Origin of the sequence: Rhodococcus sp. NPDC057014 (assembly GCF_042673295.1) — a bacterium.
Taxonomy (GTDB): Bacteria; Actinomycetota; Actinomycetes; order Mycobacteriales; family Mycobacteriaceae; genus Rhodococcus_F.
Map to the genome: position 1 here is coordinate 1 of NZ_JBHUSF010000077.1, position 16,803 is coordinate 16,803.

Below are 16,803 nucleotides of genomic sequence, written 5' to 3' on the forward strand. Positions count from 1 at the left end.
CGCTTTATCCCAGGCATGATCCCGTTCGACCGATCAGCTGCTCAATCCATGGCTTCGAACTCGCGGCGACCGGCCAGATCGGTCACCGCAGCCAGATCGCGAGCGACCAACTCCTCGAGATGCGCTTTGGTCTCCATGGCGGCCATGCCCTGGTTGAACACGTCAAGCGAGTCGAAGGCACACTCATGCCGTGTCCACTTCAGGTCGCGAGCCACCGTCAACGAGGTGGTGAGTCCCCGATTCCGCAAGGAGGTGAGGCAAAGAGCCAGACGTGACTCGTGAAACGCCAACAACTCGTCCGCCCGGTCATGTGTCGACGGAGCCACCGGACCGTGAGCAGGCAGGATCCTCATATCCGGCAGGTCGCGGATCTTGGCCAGCGACGTCATGAACTGGCCGAGGGGCTGGTCGACCGGCGACACCGTGTAACCGATCGACGGAGTGATTGACGGGAGAACATGATCTCCGCTGAACAGAATACCCTCAGCCCGAACGGCATACACGTAGTGACCTGGAGTGTGACCCGGTGTGTGCACCGCGTCGATCGTCCGCTCGCCGACCTTCCAGGTGCCGTCGCCCTGGATCCAGGTGTCGGGCTCGGCCCAGTGCGAAGGATCGTGCCGCAAATCCTCGTCGAACCGGCTCCACTGCTCGGCCAGTTCTGTCGCACCGGCAGCCCGAAGCTCGGCCTGGAAAGGGCCGACGTGCGCCGAGGCGTCGCGGAGCAGTTCAAGTGCCGGCTTCTCCTCGATGCCCATTATCACCTCAGCGCCGTACTCGTGCCCCAGGACGGCCGCCATCGTGAAGTGGTCGCGATGCACATGGGTGACCAGAAAGCGTCGAATGTCGGCAAATGTCGCTCCGATCAACTTCAGCGAACGTGCAAACTGCTCACGTGCGACCGGAATCGCCCACCCGCCGTCGACAACGGTCAATCCGTCGTCCGCCTCCAGAACATAGACGTTGATGGCTTTCAAACCGTCCAACGGCAACGGCAACGGGATTCGAGTGATTCCGTCGGCAACCCTCCACGAGCCCTCTACCGCCCAGTGCTCCCCCGAGTCGGGCGAAATGGACTGTTCGGCGACCAGTTGTTGTCCAGCGCTCACTTAACCACCTCGAATACGTCCTCTACTACTTGGGCTGATCCATCCTGCTCAAATCAACGAGTACCCTGTCGGGGCCTGATCGCCACCGAGGATCGTCTTCACCTCAAGGTAGGGCAGCAGGCCTTCGCGACCTCCTTCACGGCCGACACCAGACTGCTTGAACCCGCCGAACGCAATACCGAAGTCTGCCGTGAAGGCATTGACACCAACGGTACCGGAACGCAGTTGACAGGCAACGGCCTGAGCACGGTCGACGTCCTGAGTGAACACGGCAGCGTTCAGCCCGTAGATGGTGTCGTTCGCAATCCTGACCGCATCGGCCTCATCGTCGGCAGGAATGACGCTCAACACCGGGCCGAAGATTTCTTCCTGAGCAATCGTGTGAGAGTTGTCAACCTGCGCGAACAGCGTCGGTTCGATGTAGAAGCCGCGATCGAGATGCCGAGGTCGCCCACCACCGGTCACCAGACGCGCGCCTTCGGCGACACCCTTGGCGATGTAGCGTTCCACGCTGTCGCGCTGCCGGCTCATTCCGAGCGGGCCCATCTGTGACTCCGGATCGAATGGAGAACCGACACGCACGGCGGAGAAGTTGGCAGCCAGCGCTTCGGCGACTGCGTCGTGGAGGCGGCGAGGAACGATGACCCGCGTCAACGACGCGCACACCTGTCCGGTTTGTAGGCATTGCGCTGCAGCCAGATTGGAGGCCGCAGCCTCGATGTCCGCGTCCTCGAGGATCACCGCCGCCGACTTGCCACCGAGCTCAAGCGTATAGCGACCGATTCGTTCGCCCAGGACCGTTGCAATCCTCCGACCAACGGCGGTCGAACCGGTGAACGAGATCTTGTCGACCCGAGGGTCTCGAACGAGACGCTCGGACACTTCTCGATCTGCGGTAACGATGTTGAGCACGCCAGGCGGCAGCTGCAACTCCTCAGCGATCTCTGCGATGAGGTAGGTCTCCCCCGGGGCCTCGGGCGGGGCCTTGACGACCACCGTGCATCCCGCGAGCAGCGCTGGGCCGATCTTGTGGATCATTTGGCTCAGCGGCCCATTCCAAGGAAGGATCGCTCCCACCACACCGACAGGCTCACGTCGAAGAAGAGCGAAACCACTTCCCGCAGAAGGCCGATGCTGCTCTTCGAACGGGAAGGTCCCGGCCAGATCTGCATAGGAGTCCAAATTGCCGATCTCCGACGGGAGATAGGCCGTAGCCACCGACTGCAGAATCCCGGACTGGCGCGGCCAGATCTCGGCGAGATCGCCGGCGCGATCCCGAAGCGCCTGCGCGAATCCCCGCAGGTACTCCGCGCGGCGGTCCGGCGAGAACCGCGGCCAAGGACCCTCATCGAAGGCCGTTCGGGCCGCCGAGATGGCCCGATCCATGTCAGCGGCCTGCGCCTCGGCGACTGTGAGAAACACCGTCTCGGTGTCGGAATCTACGACGTCGATCGAGGCGTCTGATGACGGCTCGACCCACTCTCCGCCTATAAAGAACTTACCGGCGTGGCGAACCAAAGCAGCAGTGGCGGTCATGGGTTCCTCCTGTGGGGGTATCCGACACGGCACGGGAGCTCACCTGTGCCGGTCCGGCAGGTTTCGTCGCCTGTCGAATCATGTTGGTTCATTTGCCAACCGAGGTCCAGCGCTCCGGTGCCATCTCGAAGGACCTAGGAGCGCCCTCGAGCACCGTTTCGACGTGGAGCGCGCGCCCGGTAGCCGGATCCAGGTAGCTGCGAGTCACCACTCGTTGTCCGTCTGTGGGCTGCTCCCGCTTCACTTCCAGCACAGCGCAACCATCGGACCAATGCCTGGGCGCCTGTGCAAGCACAGTTCCGCTCTCGGCGCTGTAAGCGTAACCCTCGCACTGCGTCACACCCCAGTAAAGGGGAACCGCTGAAGAAGGATTCATCGGGGGCGCGTTCTCTGGACGGCAGACAGGCGGAACGGATCGCGCCAAACGGTCTTTCAGGATCTCCGCGCGCCGAATCTCAGTCGCGGCGAGATCAGCATTTCCGTCGGCGTCGAGCACCACGCCGTACACGTCGCTTGCTTCGTCGATACCGAAACGCGAAGTCCTGATGTCCTCAGCGACCTCCGACGGAACACGCGCCAGCGGATCACCGAAGCCGCCGCCGGACGGCAGGCGCATTTCCCAGAAGTCACCGGGACGGATAACGGTCCCGTCACTGTTGATGTCCAGGCGTTCGGGCGGGCCGTCCTGCCGGAACACTGTGAAACGAGTGTCCGCGCCCGGCAAACCACCTCCGAGACCGGGTATCGGCATGTACTGGGTCTCTGCCAGCGTGGTGCAGACGATCTCGTCCACACCATGTGGCTGCCACCGGATCTGCGCCCCGCCGCCGGCGCGGAGTGCACCCGCGCCTTCGACCCCGTTGCGAACACGACGTTCCGCGAAGAGGAGTGGATACCAGGATTCCAGAACCTCGATATCCGGGATTGCTCCTTCCTCTTCGTATCCCAGCGTGTTTCTCATCAGATCTCCGCCATCACGCGCAATACCTGCCGCGGCCCCGACCAGCATCCCGTCGATTGCGATGTACGCGTCTCGCTGGCCGTCGCCTTGAGCCCAGGAGAAGAGCGAGATACCGATTCCCTGGCAGCCATCCGGTCCGACGAGGAACTCTCTCAGAGAGGAGTTGGGGGAGGCTGCGATCGCAAGCATGACGGCTTGGAGGGCGAGATCCGCTGCGCGGTGCGCGACATGCATGTGACCGGCGGCGTTCGGCGCGGGCTTGTTGCAATTGACGATGGACCCGGGAGGACATTTGAATTCGATCGGCGCGAACAACCCGCCGTTGAACGGAAGATCACGTGTGAATCGCTCAACGAAGAAGGACATGAACTCCGACGCGATGATGTACGGCTTCGAGTTGAAGAACCGATTGACCTGCGGCGCTGCACCCTCGTAGTCGAACTCCATACTGCCACCGGTGATCGTCAGTTTGCACGGGATATAGTAGAACTCCTCATGAAATTCCACCCATGTGCTGGTTCTGTAGACACCGTCCTCGAGCTCGCCGATTCGCCTGCGCATTTCGCGCTCACTTGCGACCTGCAGACCTCGCACGCTGCTGTTGAACGTCTCCGGTCCCATGCTTCTGGCCAGTTCGGCGAACGCCCTCGCACTGGCGTGGGTGCCGGCCACCAACCCGCGCAGATCCATTTCCACCAGGTCCGCCATGCGGACGTTGTTCAGCAGTACGTCCCAGAACTCACTGACGTCATGCCCATCGCGGAACATCCGCACTGGAGGGAACCGAATCGATTCCTGGTAGCACTCAGTGGCCTGCGGGGCGAAAGAGCCCATAACCATGCCGCCCATGTCGATCATGTGCGCTGAAACACCGACCCACGCAACAAGTTCCTCATCGACAAAGACCGGGCGAAGGATCGCCACATCCTGCGGGTGCAATCCGCCGCCGAGATGTGGTTCGTTGCAGAAGAAGACGTCTCCCGGGACGATCGTCCCCTCGAAACGGCGGATGGTCGCCTGGACCGATTCGCACACGCCGTAGAAGTGCATGCGAACCGACCCCCCACCGACGATGAGCCTTCCCTCGGCATCAGTGATCGTCGCTGAGTAGTCCTTCGACTCGGTGATCGCGGGTGCGACGCTGGTATTCTCGATTACCAAGGCACCCTGTTCTGCGATCGACTCGACCCGCGACCGGAAGATCTCAAGGCTGATGGGGTCGATCTCGACATTCTCCAGCGAAGTACTCATTCACTTGCCTCCAATACGAGCGTGCGGTCTGCGCGGAGATTGGCAGCCCAATTGTTCGGTACCCAGATCGTTGTGTCGGTCGAATCGATCAGGGCAGGCCCAGCCAGTGTTTGACCCGGGTCGAGCTTGCTGAGGTCGTAGACCTCCACCTCCACAGGGTCCTTCGCCCGATCGATCTTCACCGCCCTCGTACCGTCGGGAACCGCGATACTGGTCTCCGTACTCGAAGTCGCTCGACTGTGCGCATTTCCACTATCGCTCACAGGTGCCCCGACGCCGATGCCTCGAATCGACACGACCTCGATCGGAGTCTTGAGCACGACCGAACCGCCACCGTACCGCTGGGTGTACTCGCTGAGAAAGCCTTCCAACAACCGGTCCCGAGCCGCGTCGTCAAAGGGTCCTGCTGGGATGGCAATCGACAGCTCGTGAGTCTGCTTGGTGAACCGGAGGTCGGCCTCGAATGTGATAGCGGCATCGTCGGCCTTGACTCCGTCAGCGGTCAGATCGCTGCGCAACAGCTCTTCCAGCTCCGCCATGGAGGTGGAAACACTCTCGAGGGGAACAGGCATGGGGCTGAGCACGTTCCGGAGGCGTTCTCGGCGTACGTTGGCCGTCGCTGCCCCCGACGCCGACAAGACCGAGGCGAGGTCCGGAACAACGACGCGCGGGATGTGTAGGGACGAAGCAATGTCGGGAGTGAAGAGCGAGCCGCTGCCCCCATAGCTCAGGATTGCGAACGTCGTCGGGTTCAGACCGAGCGATGCAATGCGTCCGCGCATCGCTCGCGTCATACCCGACAACGCCAGTTCGCGAATACCCCAGGCCACTTCCTGAGCTGTCATGTTTAGCCTTGTGGCCAGAGTTTGACAGGCCTGCAGTGCTGCGTCTGCATCGAGATGGAAGCCGCCGCCCAGGAAATGCTCAGGCGAGATGTAGCCCAGTACGACGAGCGCATCGGTAACCGTTGGCTGCGTACCGCCACGCCCATAGCAAGCTGGTCCGGGCACGGCCCCCGCCGACTTCGGCCCGACCCGAAGCATTCCGCGGTCATCGATCCACGCGAGCGAGCCGCCACCAGCACCGATCGCCTGGACATCGACGATCGGCAAGGCAGTCCAGACGCCCATGAGATCGCCACGCGCTCTCCTGGCGGCAGCGCCGGCCCTCACAACCGAAACATCAAAAGAGGTGCCACCCATGTCACCAGTGAGCAGATTAGGCATATCTGCGGATTCACTGAGCGCTGCTGCCGCCGACACGCCGGCGGCCGGTCCGGACAACGCCAGCAGCAGCGGAAGCCGACGCGCCTCAGGAACGGAGATGGTGCCTCCACCTGAATGAACGACCAGGAGCGGCGCCTGCATTCCCTCTTCCTTGAGGCGTGTTTCGAGCTGTTCGATTCCCGCGAAGGGGCCGGAGACGTAGGCGTTGAGGACGGCGTACGTGGTTCGTTCGTACTCGCGCGCGACGGGATGAAGGTCCGCGCCCTGTACGACGAGTAGATCCGGGTACATCTTCTGGACAATCGCGGCGGCGCGCTGCTCGTGCTGTGGGTTAAGGACGGACCAGAGAAACGAAATCACAATGGCTTCGGCTCCGCGCTCCTCCACCAAGATCCGGGCGCCTTCGCGCACGGAATCCTCGTCGAGCACGGACACGATCTCGCCGTTGCGGTCGATTCGTTCGACGACGGGGAGAACCATGTTGCGCTTCAGTAGAGCTGGTGTGTGCAACCATCCCTCGTCGTCGATCACCTTTGCGCCTCGCGCGGCGAGCATCATCTCCTCGAAGCCTGCGGTGGTCAGCAATCCGACCGAGCGACCGGTCCGTGAGGCCAGGGTGTTGGTGATCGCAGTCGTGCCCAATCCGAACCGCGCCACGCGCGGCAGTAGTTCTTCAAGCGGCAGCCCGCGGCGCTGAGCCGCCAGCCCTACTGCGTTGAGAACGCCCTTGCCGAGGTCTTCCGATGTCGTCGGGGCCTTTGCTCGCCAAGATGCTTTTCCTTCGAAGATGACGCAGTCGGTGAACGTGCCGCCGACGTCAACGCCTATCATCAGTTCCTGAACGCTCAACGTGTTCCCCAATTCTCTCATCGAGCCACCCTTGCGGGCTCAGATCGTCCGGTAAAGGAGGGGCGCTTCGCGTGGCGACTCGGTCAGTGGCCTGAATCCCATGCACATCGGCGAATGGCCGCACATACGCACCTCTTGAAGTCGAGTGACGCCGCGAAGCATGGCGCGCGTCACATCAAACCTTCTGAAACCTTAGCAGTATCCGTCTCACTGGACCATCCTCAATTTTGGACGGTTGTTTCGTGCCTGACAGCCCTTCCCGGTGGCCGTGATCAGGCCCGATCTTCGCAGGGTGATGCAGCCCGATTCGCAGGGAACCAGAGTCTTCTCTCTTCGTTCCAACACACATTCGCGGCCAGGCGACGCCGAGCCGGTCGCTCGCGGTGATCGCGTCGCTGCGGATGCGCCATTCCAGCAATATGTCTCACTGCTCGATGTGACACGTCGTCCTAGATTGTCCCTGAGACGGCACCGTACGAGCGGTATTGCGGATGGGACATTTGTTCGAGATCGGCACCTCGGCGTCGGGCATCCGATGCAATTGAATGAGCGCGAGCTGGTGTCACGCTGGCGCGGCGGTGTTCCGAGACGCTGCAGTGCTCAGCAGCGGCCGCCGCCGGCTGGTATCTGCGCCACCCCCAAACTGGGGGCATGGAGCACGGTGGCTTCGCGCCGCTTCTATCGGCGCGCTTCGACTTAAAGCACGGCGCAGACCGGATAGTCCTATGTCCACAGGCTCGAGACCGGTTCGCTCCGCAAGTCCCGGCGCCACCGTCACCAGCCCGAAGCCCGCAGATTTCGGCACGGCGGGGCGCCTTGTCGAGCTGTTTCGCCAACAGTTGTCGCCAGAGGTCGCGACCCGAGACCAGGGACGAGGCCTCTGGTTCTCCGGCTGTCGCGCCTGGGCGAACCCCGGCAGCCGAAGAACCAGAGGAGACCTCAAGTGCCCAGACAGCATGCTCGGCATGAATACTCCGGCGATCAAAATCTGCTACGAGTCTGCTGTAGTTGACGGATCAGGTCGCTTGTCCGGAGAGTGCGTCCGGAGCGAGATGGCGGCACGCAACCCCTGTTCGTCGCGTACCCGAACGAAGTTCTGCATGGCGTTCGATCGATGTCCGAGAACATCCATGAGTACCCCCGCGTTGATCATCTCGCGGAAGCCCATCTGATCGTAGATCTGGTTGATGAGCCGCTTTTGGTATCGCAGAATCTGCGGATCGGTGAGCGCGATCTCTCCGGCGAGCTTCTGAACGAAGCCCTCGAGCTCATCCAGCGGTACGGCGTGATTGACCATACCCATTTCGTGCGCCTGTGTGCCGGAGACGGATGCGCCGGCAAACAAGAGTTCCTTCGTCTTGCGGGGACCGATGGTGATCGGCCACAAGCAGAGTTCGGGTGGATAGCCGATGCGCTGGGTCTGTCCGAACTGGGCGTCATCCGCCGCGACGATGATGTCGCAGAATCCCGCAACGATTCCACCGCCCGCGTAACAGTAGCCGTGAACCTGAGCGATGGTGGGCTTCTTGCATCGCCAGAGTTGTTCGAACGTTTGCTCTTGCCATTCGATCCACTCAAGGTCCTCTTCCAGCCCCAAACGCAGGAAGGCATCGATGCTTTCGTCGAGGTCATAGCCGGTGCAGAAGGACGTTCCAGCTCCGCGGACCACGATCACCCTGACATCTGGGTCACTCTCGAGTTCGCTCAAGGCCAATCCGAAGTCGGTGACCATCTTCTCAGTGATCGAGTTGAGCTTCGCGGGACGATTGAGAACAAGGTAGCCGACAGAACCTTGGCGCTCGATGAGGATCGTTGAACTCATTGGGTGGCCCCTTGCCGCGAGTCTTCCTGAACCGCCTGGGCGGGATTGTTTTCCGAGAGCAGTTTGACCAGTTCGAACTTCTGGATCTTTCCGGACGATGTTGCTGGCAGTTCTGCCAATGTTTCGAGCCGCTCCGGCCATTTGTACTTGGCGACACCGTGCTTTTCGAGGAAGCGACAGATTTCGGCCAAATCGATGCTCGACGTTCCTCTCGGTGAGATGAACGCGCACGCCTTCTCTCCCAGCCGAGCGTCGGGCATGGCAACGATCGCCACTCGTTGGACCGCTGGGTGTTGGAGAAGAACCGACTCAACCTCGGCTGCGCTGTACTTGTAGCCGCCCCGGTTGATGACTTCCTTCTTGCGGCGTTTGAAGCTCAGACGTCCGCGACCGTCCAGAGTTCCGACATCGCCCGAGGCGAGCCAGCCTTCAGGGTCGATAGAGGCAGCGGTGCGCACTGGATCATGTGCGAACCCCAGGCAACGATGGGGTCCGCGGATCCAGAATTCGCCTTCCTCCCCTTCTGGAAGAACGTTGCCGTCTTCGGAGCGGATCTGGACCTCCACCTCGGGGAGCAGCGCGCCGTCGCTGGACGCAAGTACTTCATCCGCGTCCGTGGGGTGGTTGAAGGAGGTGATGAAGCCTTCGGTCTGCCCGTACTGCCGCAGGACGACACACCCCAGGCGTTCGCGAGCTGACTTGACCAACCCCGCCGGAATCAACGCTCCCCCAGTCACAAACCATCGGAAGGAACCCAGTTGCTCGGGGCTGACGTTCTCGAGCGCGCTCAGCTCCTGCAGGAAGGGCGTGGACCCGTGCGCATATGTGCACCGGTGGCGCGCTATCAGTTCGGCGGCCGACGACGGTTCCCATTCGGCCTGAAAGACGAGGGTCCCGCGGATCAGTGCGGTCATGAGCGTGCCGATCCCGTAGCCACTTCCGTGCCCGAAGGGTGAGGCCATGAACACGCAGTCGGTTTCGTCCAGATCGAGGAGCCGAGCCGTCTGGCGGAAGCTCGCCAACATCGAGTTGGAACTGTGGACCACGGCCTTCGGCGCCGCCTCTGTGCCGCTGGTGAACATCACGCATGTGGGATCGCTGGGTGACACCGCCACATCCCGGCCCGGTTCCTCGCGGATCAGGTCCTGGAAGGTCTCGATTCCCTCACGCGTGGTGTTGCTGATCGAGATGACGGTTCCCAGGGACGGAACGTCGCGTGATACTTCGATTCCTAGTTCGTCGTGGTCGTACTTTCGATAGACGCCAGGGACGATCAGCGCTTTGGCATGGCAGTGGTTCAACATGTAGGTGAGCTCACCGCGTCGGAACGCTGGAACCATCGGATTCACCACTGCGCCAATGCGTGCGATCGCCGCAACCGCGACCATGGCCTCGGCGCGATTCGACATCTGAACTGCGACGACGTCGCCTTTCGCAACTCCTCGACGTTGAAGGGCACCGCCGAGTCTTGCGGAGCGGTCGCCGACCTCCGCCCATGTCAGTTGCCCACCGAGAGAGTCGACCACCGCCAGCGCGTCTGGACGCTCTGATGTCGCTCTTGCAAAGATCGATGCGACGGTTTCGGTGGTCGACCAGAGGCCTGAGGTCTGGTAGCGAGCGACCAAATCAGGCCCGTAGGGGGCCAATTGGGATGCCAGGTCCGGGGTACTCGGCGACGTGTGTTCGACGGTCATGAGCTGACTCCTACTGGAGAACTATCGCGATACGTGCTCAGGCTCCGCGCTCGGCGTGGCCGCTTGCATCCGGGTGACCCGACCCGTGGGAAGTTGACGTTCATTGGAGGTCCTAGGTTCTGGGTAGCAGACAGGTTGTTGATTCGTGAGCGCGTGCTGAGGGTGCTCACGAATCTCACAATCACTTCAGCCGAGGGTGGAGGGGTCCCCGTCCAGCCCGGTGTGGGCGATCTGGGCAAGATTCAGGAACTCGTATGCGACGCCGGCGTCAAGGGTTTGGTTCAGTTGCGTCGCGACATGGCGATTGAGCAGTCTCTTGGTCCACGCGAGCGCAAATGCGGAGCGACGCAGGAGCCCGTCGACGAAGTCGTTCGTCACCTCGTCGAGGTCTGCAATCGGGACTGCCCTGTTGATGATTCGAGCTTCGGCGAGTTCCTTGGTGGAGAGTGATCGCGAGAGCATCATGTACTCTTTGGCCAACGGAGGGGTCATGAAGAGCGGAATGAGGGCTCCCGCACCGTCTCCCGGTGCAACGCCGAACGGTGTGCCGGTCCGGGTGCCGTCAGAAGCCACTACATCGCCCATGCTCAGGTGCCCGTCGGCAACAACCGCGTCGTCGCGCGCGATGACGAAATCGGCGCTGAAGAGAATACTCTGACCGAAGCCGATCGCATCACCGTTCACCTTTGCGATGATCGGCTTCTCGATCTCAGTCATCATCTGATGGGTACGCACGATGCCGGTGCCGACATTCCACGCACCATTCGGATTCGCCAAGCGTGATGTCGCTCGACCTGACTTGTAGTACTCAAGGGAGGGTGGAACGAGGAACTCCCCGTCCGCCTCACCGGTGATCACGATAACACGGACGCTATTGTCGGATCGCAATTCTTCGAGTGCCAGCGGAATGTCCATATGAGGATCCGCGGGGGGGTCGAGCTTGAACAATTCCGTCAATGAACGCAGGCGGATCGTGGCAACCTGGCCACTCTGCGTAACTTCAATTGCTCGGTAGTCCTTCATTTTACCTCCGTAGATAGGTCCAGTTCATCTCGACCGGACTTCGGCGCGCCAGCTTCGACGGATCCGCGGAACCTTGACATCTCGTCTGCCCGCGAGCGTATCCCAATTTATGCAAGAAGTGAAACAATTTGCGCAATCGTCTCACACACTTTCCTGGTGGCGAAATATCGGTCCATCGGGCCCAGCCTTTGCCTCAGCGTGCCCAGATCTGCCGCTACTGCCCCATGCTCGGCATCCCGCCCAGTTATCCCCGACAGGTTCGAACACGGGTCGACAGACCTGCTCAACCGCGAGCATCGCGGATCTCCGGCGCGACAGGCCGTCGATGTCCGACGAGACAGGCTGGGCGCACCCGGGTAGATGTCAGCTCCGCAACCCCACACTGACCAGTGCTCGATTGATACTGTTTCCATACATGTCGCATCTCTCTGATTGCCATGGAGACCTGAGCACCTCGGTGACGTACTCCTCGCCGTCTTCGTCATTTCATCACCGTGTCCGCAAATAGCAGACACGCTCTAGGCCGCGACCCTCTCCCAAACCCCGCTTACGAGCCATGATTGCCGCTCCTTGCCACCGTCAAATGCTTGCCATCCAGGCCGGATAGACGTAGATCTCATCGATCGCTGGATGTGCCCCATGACACAAACGATTATTAGTTAGTAATCTAGAGGTTCCGGCGTCGACGGTCAACAACCCGTTTTGACGGGCGGCACCTTCTTCGTCTCATCCACCGGGCGGCCGGTCACCCCGGTCTCGGTGGGGGTGATGTTCAACCGGATCTGGGATCGAGCAGGCTTGGCCCGCCCCGCAGGCGGGCAGCGGCCGCGGCCCTACGATTTCCGTCACCACTTCGCCTACGCCAACATCGACCGCTGGATGGCCCGTGGCATCGACGTGGCTGCGATGCTGCCCTACCTGGCCCGCTACATGGGGCACGCGTCTCTCGATTCCACCTTCTATTACATCCAGACCTCGCCGCGGTTTCTCGACGCCTACGCACATCTCACCGAGACCACCGCCTCGGTGCTCCCCGAGGTAGGGTTTCGATGAAACGCGACCCCCATACGGGCGCCCCGCAGTTCTACGCTCTGGCCCGCACCTGGCTGCACGTGTATCTGCCGACCGCTCAACATCGTTCGCCGAACACGATCGAGGCATACCGGATCAGTCTGGAATGCTTTCTGGGCTACCTGACCACCGAGCACGAGATCGACCGCATCCACGTCACCTTCGACCACTTCGATCATGCCCATCTGCTCGGCTGGTTGACCTGGATGAGCGAGCATCAGCACTACACGCCCGCCACGATCGCGCTGCGGCTCAGTACGATCAAGGCGTTCCTGACCTACTGCGGTGCCGAAGACCTCACCCTGCTCACCTTGGGCCAGCGTGCAGCCACTCTGAAAGCCCCGACCGCACCGAGGAAACCGGTCGAGTACCTCACCGAACCCTGCTCGCGGCATACACGGGCACCACCGCCAAGTCACGCCGTAATCGGATGCTGTTGATCTTGTTGTACGACAACGCCGCCCGCGTCGGAGAGATCACCACGCTCACCCTCGGCAATCTGCACCTGGCCGCGCCCGGGCACCTCGCACTGACCGGCAAAGGGAACAAGACTCGCATCGTTCCATTAACCACCGCAACCATCGATGATCTCCGCGTCTACCTCGATGAGTTCCACCCCGACCCCAGTATCACCACACGCCCGCTGTTCTACAGCCTGCGTAACGGTAAACCCGCCCACCTGTCAACCGATTCCGTTGCCGTCGTGTTGAAATCAGCCGCCATCACCGCCCGAAGTGCCTGCCCATCGATGCCGGACCGAATCCACTGCCACATGCTCCGCAAGACCAAAGCGATGGACCTCTACCAGCAAGGCATCCCGTTGCCGATCATCATGCGTCTCCTCGGCCACGAGAACATGTCGACCACCACCGCGTTCTATGCATTCGCCACCGTCGACATGATGCGCCGCGCCATCGACGCAGCCACCCGGCTATCGACACCCCCACGCCCGACAACCTGACCGATGAGAAACTCCGTGCCCTCTACAGCCTTCGTTGACCTCAACATTAAGCCGAGGAATCAGTTACACACCACCACCCGCACAACACAACTCGCCGTTCCTCGGCATAACCCAGACCCCGGCATAATCGGAGTTAACCAGAATTCAGTTTAACTCCGATTCGGGCTCGCAATATACGGCGCTGCGCTTCGGGGAAACCCTGTTCCTGCAGGGGATTCGGCCGTCAATCGGGTCGGTGGCCGACGCCTACGACAACGCCCTCGCCGAGACGGCGGTCGGGCTCTACAAGGCCGAGTGCATCGCCGACGACTTCCCTTTCCGCAAGGGGCCGCTGCGCACCGTCGGTGACGTCGAGGAGGCCACCTCGGCCTGGTTGCACTGGTACAACACCGCCCGGCTGATGCACCGACTCGGGCGGATCCCGCCCACCGAGTACGAAGCCAAGTACTACGCCTACACACCGTGCCGATCAACCGGTCGCACACAGATAACACTGGTGCATCAGACTCGGGATGGTTCGAGGTGCCTCCGAACCGTCGGAACTCGGTCAGGGCTTAAGATCGATCGCCCGAGCCCAAATCCGGGTAGCCTCCGCAATGACCCGATCGAGCTCGGCCGGCGACGCCGGATCGTCCAAAGCGAGATGCAGGTAGGCGTAGTTCTCGATCATGCCGCCGAGGAGGTCGGCCGCAAGTTCGGGATCGACGTCCCGCGGCGCCAACCCGTCTTCCTGTCGACGCTTCAGCGCTTGCGCTGCCCGCCTCACAAAGCGGAGCCGAATCTCACGCAACAGTTCGCGGGCAAAGTCATCGAATGTCGCAACCTGATGGATTACAGCCCACACCTTCGCATTTCGGGCATAAGACTCCAGATACCGACGATTTGCTTCCTCGATGCGAACGAGTGCGGACCGTTGGCCGACCTCCTCCGACTGCGGGGGGTACGCGTTGCTGTACATGTCCTCAGCAACGGCGTGCGCGACTGCGCGAAATATTTCCTCTTTTGAATCGAAGTACGTATAGAAGCTTCCGTACGCAACCTCGGCGTTCTCGGCTATATCAAGAATCCGAGCGTTGACGAATCCGTCGCGCTCAAATATTTCTCGCGCTGATCGCACTAAGGATGCCTCGGTCGCCAATGCACGCGCTCTGCGCGCCTGACCACCGACGCCTTTCGATTGGCCGGCGGCCGCTTTGCGGCGAGATGGGCGCCCTTTCGCGTTGGTCGGGTGAGATGATTCCTGTTTCACGAAACCTCCTGCGGTCACCACGCCAGACGATACCTCCTACGGTCGCGTTGAAGCGAAATCGTCCCACGAGGTGTGTTCGCACGAACCCCATCCTTTCGCGGCACGCACCCCTGCATCCGGAATGCGGGCCCTCGGTCGCTCGAGGCGACACAGCACCTGCAGGCCAACCGGACGGGTGTTGCCATCGCCTCCAGCCCCACACACGAGATGGCGACCCGCGACGCGACCACGATGCGCTGCCTCGCTGTGCTCGAGACGCACGATGTAACGATCTCGACATGCGGCACTTTCCGCTGGCGACCGGCTTCACCCGAACACTCACGCTGATCAACCGACGCCGTGGCACGAGCGACTCGTTAGTTTGCTACGTCAGAAGGCTGGCGAACACGTTGACGGCCTCCTCGAGACTCGTGGATCGCCCCGCAACTACGTCGGCGTAGGCGAAGGCCTCCATCAATCGCGTGAGGGCGTACGCCAGAGTACTCGGCTCAATGCGAAGTGAGAGATTCTCGCGCGCGACTTCCTCCACGAGCAGCCCTTCAATGAGCTGGGTCAAGGTCCGCTGAACGGGGTATTGATGTGTGGTTAGTACTGCGAGGGCGGTCTGCGGATCACGTTCAATGTACGCCTTCATGGCGGTCGAATCCTTGGTGATCGAGAGTTGTGCACGCAGGATCGCGACCACTCGCGTGGCGCCATTTCCGATCGTCGCCTCCCGGTTATCCTGGAAGGTCCGTGCAACCATTGACGCGATAACCTCTCCCGCCAAGCGGTCATTGCTTCCGAACCACCGATACGCAGTTGCCCTGCTGATCCCGTGCTCAACAGCAAGCGAATTGAGATCGAGGCGTTGACCATGAAGCCAGCGATTTCTGGCGGCGTCCAACAATGCCACGCGGGTTCTCGCTCGCTCGGACTGCACCATGCGAAGAATAGTAGAGGGTCTGCGCGGATTATCACGTGTTGGTCTGCACAGCCCGACCGACAGGCGGACTGTCACAACACCAGTGCGGTTACCTTCCGTCGCGTGGTGTACCATTGTACAGTTAACAGTTGCCCCGGCCATCGGTTGGCGGCCACAGCGCGATGGTCAGTGCGGCCCTATGCCGTGTGCCACGAAGTCCCTTGATCTGCTGCAGACCACTTCCGGACGCCTAGGGCCGTCTGACGGGTTGCCTTCCGGGGCCACCCGTTGACAGCGGCGATGCGAACGAAGTCGGGTGTAGCGGACGGCAAGTTTGCCGTATCCGTTGCTGCAGTGCGGCTTTGTTGAACTGATTGTTTCCGACTCGTCGAACATTAGCGTGCGATCGATGGCACCTGCGAGGAGGAGCCCGCGTACGTGCAGTTAGGTCGCGTCGCGGTAGACGTAAGGAAACTCGGTGTGGTCGAGCGAGCGGGTGCGAAATGCGCCGACGACCTCGCCCCGACCGGCGCAGATCCGCGACACCTCCGACTTGGAAATTCCCGAGTCGATTCCCAGAGCCGCTTCGAGGTCCGTCCACGCTGCGGGTGGAAACTCCGTGTACGTAGGCCTCCATCACCACCGCATACAGTGCCTGGTCGATCCGACGGCCGGGTTCGAGGATCAAGGGGTAGAATGAGCCCTTGCGCAGTTTCGGGATACGCAATTGGACGTCGCAGGCTTGGGTGGCCACCAGCCGGGACCTGCCCCGGTGCGTTCGGTCGTGCGGGCCTCGGTGCGTTCATAGCGGCCGGCGCCGATCTGTTCGGTCGCTTCGGTTTCGATCAGTTCTTGCATAACCATCCGGATTCGATCAGTTCTTGCATAACCATCCGGACCGATTCACTCCGTATCCGGTGCGGAATGCGTCGAGTAGCTCGGACAGGGCCATCGGTGGACCTCTTTCTTCGATGCGTGCTTGGCCGAACACACCGAAGATCTCGCCGATGGCCCTCTCTACGTCGCAGCCGCGCCGCTCAGCCCCGCACCCCACCACTCCACGGGACGCCTACTATGCCCAAGCGGTGTCCGACGCACCTGGACAGGAAGCCAATTCGTCGCTCGGTCGGTCGACACTTCAGCGATT

General features: G+C 61.6%; 12 protein-coding genes and 2 pseudogenes. 4 read left to right on the forward strand and 10 right to left on the reverse strand.

Features of this window, described 5'->3' with window-relative positions; translation table 11 throughout:
• Positions 1 to 41 precede the first annotated feature (41 nt).
• The 7 genes from ACFTZB_RS17440 to ACFTZB_RS17470 all read right to left on the reverse strand — a co-directional run bounded on the left by ACFTZB_RS17440 (position 42) and on the right by ACFTZB_RS17470 (position 11,471).
• A complete protein-coding gene (locus tag ACFTZB_RS17440) occupies positions 42 to 1,109 on the reverse strand; it encodes an MBL fold metallo-hydrolase (RefSeq protein ID WP_378433223.1) in 1,068 nt (355 codons plus the stop codon).
• A gap of 48 nt (positions 1,110 to 1,157) precedes the next feature.
• Positions 1,158 to 2,645: an aldehyde dehydrogenase gene (locus ACFTZB_RS17445; RefSeq protein WP_378433224.1), complete on the reverse strand. Its 1,488-nt coding sequence runs from the start codon at positions 2,643 to 2,645 to the stop codon at positions 1,158 to 1,160.
• A gap of 88 nt (positions 2,646 to 2,733) precedes the next feature.
• On the reverse strand, positions 2,734 to 4,857 hold the full coding sequence (locus ACFTZB_RS17450; protein WP_378433225.1) for a hydantoinase B/oxoprolinase family protein: 2,124 nt from the start codon (positions 4,855 to 4,857) through the stop codon (positions 2,734 to 2,736).
• Complete coding sequence (locus ACFTZB_RS17455; protein WP_378433226.1) at positions 4,854 to 6,932, reverse strand: hydantoinase/oxoprolinase family protein; 2,079 nt, start codon at positions 6,930 to 6,932, stop codon at positions 4,854 to 4,856. Before ACFTZB_RS17455 ends, ACFTZB_RS17450 begins: the two co-directional genes overlap by 4 nt.
• Positions 6,933 to 7,923: 991 nt before the next feature.
• The gene (locus ACFTZB_RS17460) at positions 7,924 to 8,754 is read right to left on the reverse strand and encodes an enoyl-CoA hydratase-related protein (protein ID WP_276143001.1); all 831 of its coding nucleotides are present in this window, start codon (positions 8,752 to 8,754) and stop codon (positions 7,924 to 7,926) included.
• The gene (locus ACFTZB_RS17465) at positions 8,751 to 10,448 is read right to left on the reverse strand and encodes an AMP-binding protein (protein WP_378433227.1); all 1,698 of its coding nucleotides are present in this window, start codon (positions 10,446 to 10,448) and stop codon (positions 8,751 to 8,753) included. The genes ACFTZB_RS17460 and ACFTZB_RS17465 overlap by 4 nt, the downstream gene beginning before the upstream one ends.
• A gap of 186 nt (positions 10,449 to 10,634) precedes the next feature.
• The gene (locus ACFTZB_RS17470; protein WP_378433228.1) at positions 10,635 to 11,471 is read right to left on the reverse strand and encodes an enoyl-CoA hydratase/isomerase family protein; all 837 of its coding nucleotides are present in this window, start codon (positions 11,469 to 11,471) and stop codon (positions 10,635 to 10,637) included.
• Positions 11,472 to 12,173: 702 nt separating this feature from the next.
• Here ACFTZB_RS17470 and ACFTZB_RS17475 point away from each other — a divergent pair.
• The 4 genes and pseudogenes from ACFTZB_RS17475 to ACFTZB_RS17490 all read left to right on the forward strand — a co-directional run.
• Positions 12,174 to 12,524, forward strand: a complete 351-nt coding sequence (locus ACFTZB_RS17475; protein ID WP_378433229.1) for a hypothetical protein — start codon at positions 12,174 to 12,176, stop codon at positions 12,522 to 12,524.
• Entirely contained in the window at positions 12,521 to 12,982 is a 462-nt protein-coding gene (locus tag ACFTZB_RS17480; RefSeq protein WP_378433230.1) for a site-specific integrase, read from the forward strand. The genes ACFTZB_RS17475 and ACFTZB_RS17480 overlap by 4 nt, the downstream gene beginning before the upstream one ends.
• On the forward strand, positions 12,973 to 13,503 hold the full coding sequence (locus ACFTZB_RS17485) for a tyrosine-type recombinase/integrase (RefSeq protein ID WP_378433231.1): 531 nt from the start codon (positions 12,973 to 12,975) through the stop codon (positions 13,501 to 13,503). Before ACFTZB_RS17480 ends, ACFTZB_RS17485 begins: the two co-directional genes overlap by 10 nt.
• A 151-nt stretch (positions 13,504 to 13,654) precedes the next feature.
• Positions 13,655 to 13,957 (forward strand): annotated as a pseudogene (locus ACFTZB_RS17490) (integrase core domain-containing protein); the annotation flags it as partial.
• Positions 13,958 to 14,050: 93 nt separating this feature from the next.
• Here ACFTZB_RS17490 and ACFTZB_RS17495 read toward each other — a convergent pair.
• From ACFTZB_RS17495 to ACFTZB_RS17505, 3 genes and pseudogenes are all read right to left on the reverse strand, one after another.
• Positions 14,051 to 14,773 (reverse strand): TetR/AcrR family transcriptional regulator, encoded by a 723-nt coding sequence (locus ACFTZB_RS17495; protein ID WP_378433232.1) that lies wholly within the window; start codon positions 14,771 to 14,773, stop codon positions 14,051 to 14,053.
• 343 nt (positions 14,774 to 15,116) lie between these two features.
• Positions 15,117 to 15,677, reverse strand: a complete 561-nt coding sequence (locus ACFTZB_RS17500) for a QsdR family transcriptional regulator (protein WP_378433233.1) — start codon at positions 15,675 to 15,677, stop codon at positions 15,117 to 15,119.
• A 426-nt stretch (positions 15,678 to 16,103) separates the two neighbouring features.
• Positions 16,104 to 16,608: pseudogene (locus tag ACFTZB_RS17505) on the reverse strand (transposase); the annotation flags it as partial.
• Positions 16,609 to 16,803 lie beyond the last annotated feature (195 nt).

What these genes read in the sequence shown, in the direction of transcription:
- ACFTZB_RS17500 (WP_378433233.1), bottom strand. Translation starts at nt 15,677, where the DNA reads ATGGTGCAGTCCGAGCGAGCGAGAACCCGCGTGGCATTGTTGGACGCC.
- ACFTZB_RS17485 (WP_378433231.1), top strand. Translation starts at nt 12,973, where the DNA reads ATGCTGTTGATCTTGTTGTACGACAACGCCGCCCGCGTCGGAGAGATC.
- ACFTZB_RS17460 (WP_276143001.1), bottom strand. Translation starts at nt 8,754, where the DNA reads ATGAGTTCAACGATCCTCATCGAGCGCCAAGGTTCTGTCGGCTACCTT.
- ACFTZB_RS17480 (WP_378433230.1), top strand. Translation starts at nt 12,521, where the DNA reads ATGAAACGCGACCCCCATACGGGCGCCCCGCAGTTCTACGCTCTGGCC.
- ACFTZB_RS17445 (WP_378433224.1), bottom strand. Translation starts at nt 2,645, where the DNA reads ATGACCGCCACTGCTGCTTTGGTTCGCCACGCCGGTAAGTTCTTTATA.
- ACFTZB_RS17470 (WP_378433228.1), bottom strand. Translation starts at nt 11,471, where the DNA reads ATGAAGGACTACCGAGCAATTGAAGTTACGCAGAGTGGCCAGGTTGCC.
- ACFTZB_RS17465 (WP_378433227.1), bottom strand. Translation starts at nt 10,448, where the DNA reads ATGACCGTCGAACACACGTCGCCGAGTACCCCGGACCTGGCATCCCAA.
- ACFTZB_RS17450 (WP_378433225.1), bottom strand. Translation starts at nt 4,857, where the DNA reads ATGAGTACTTCGCTGGAGAATGTCGAGATCGACCCCATCAGCCTTGAG.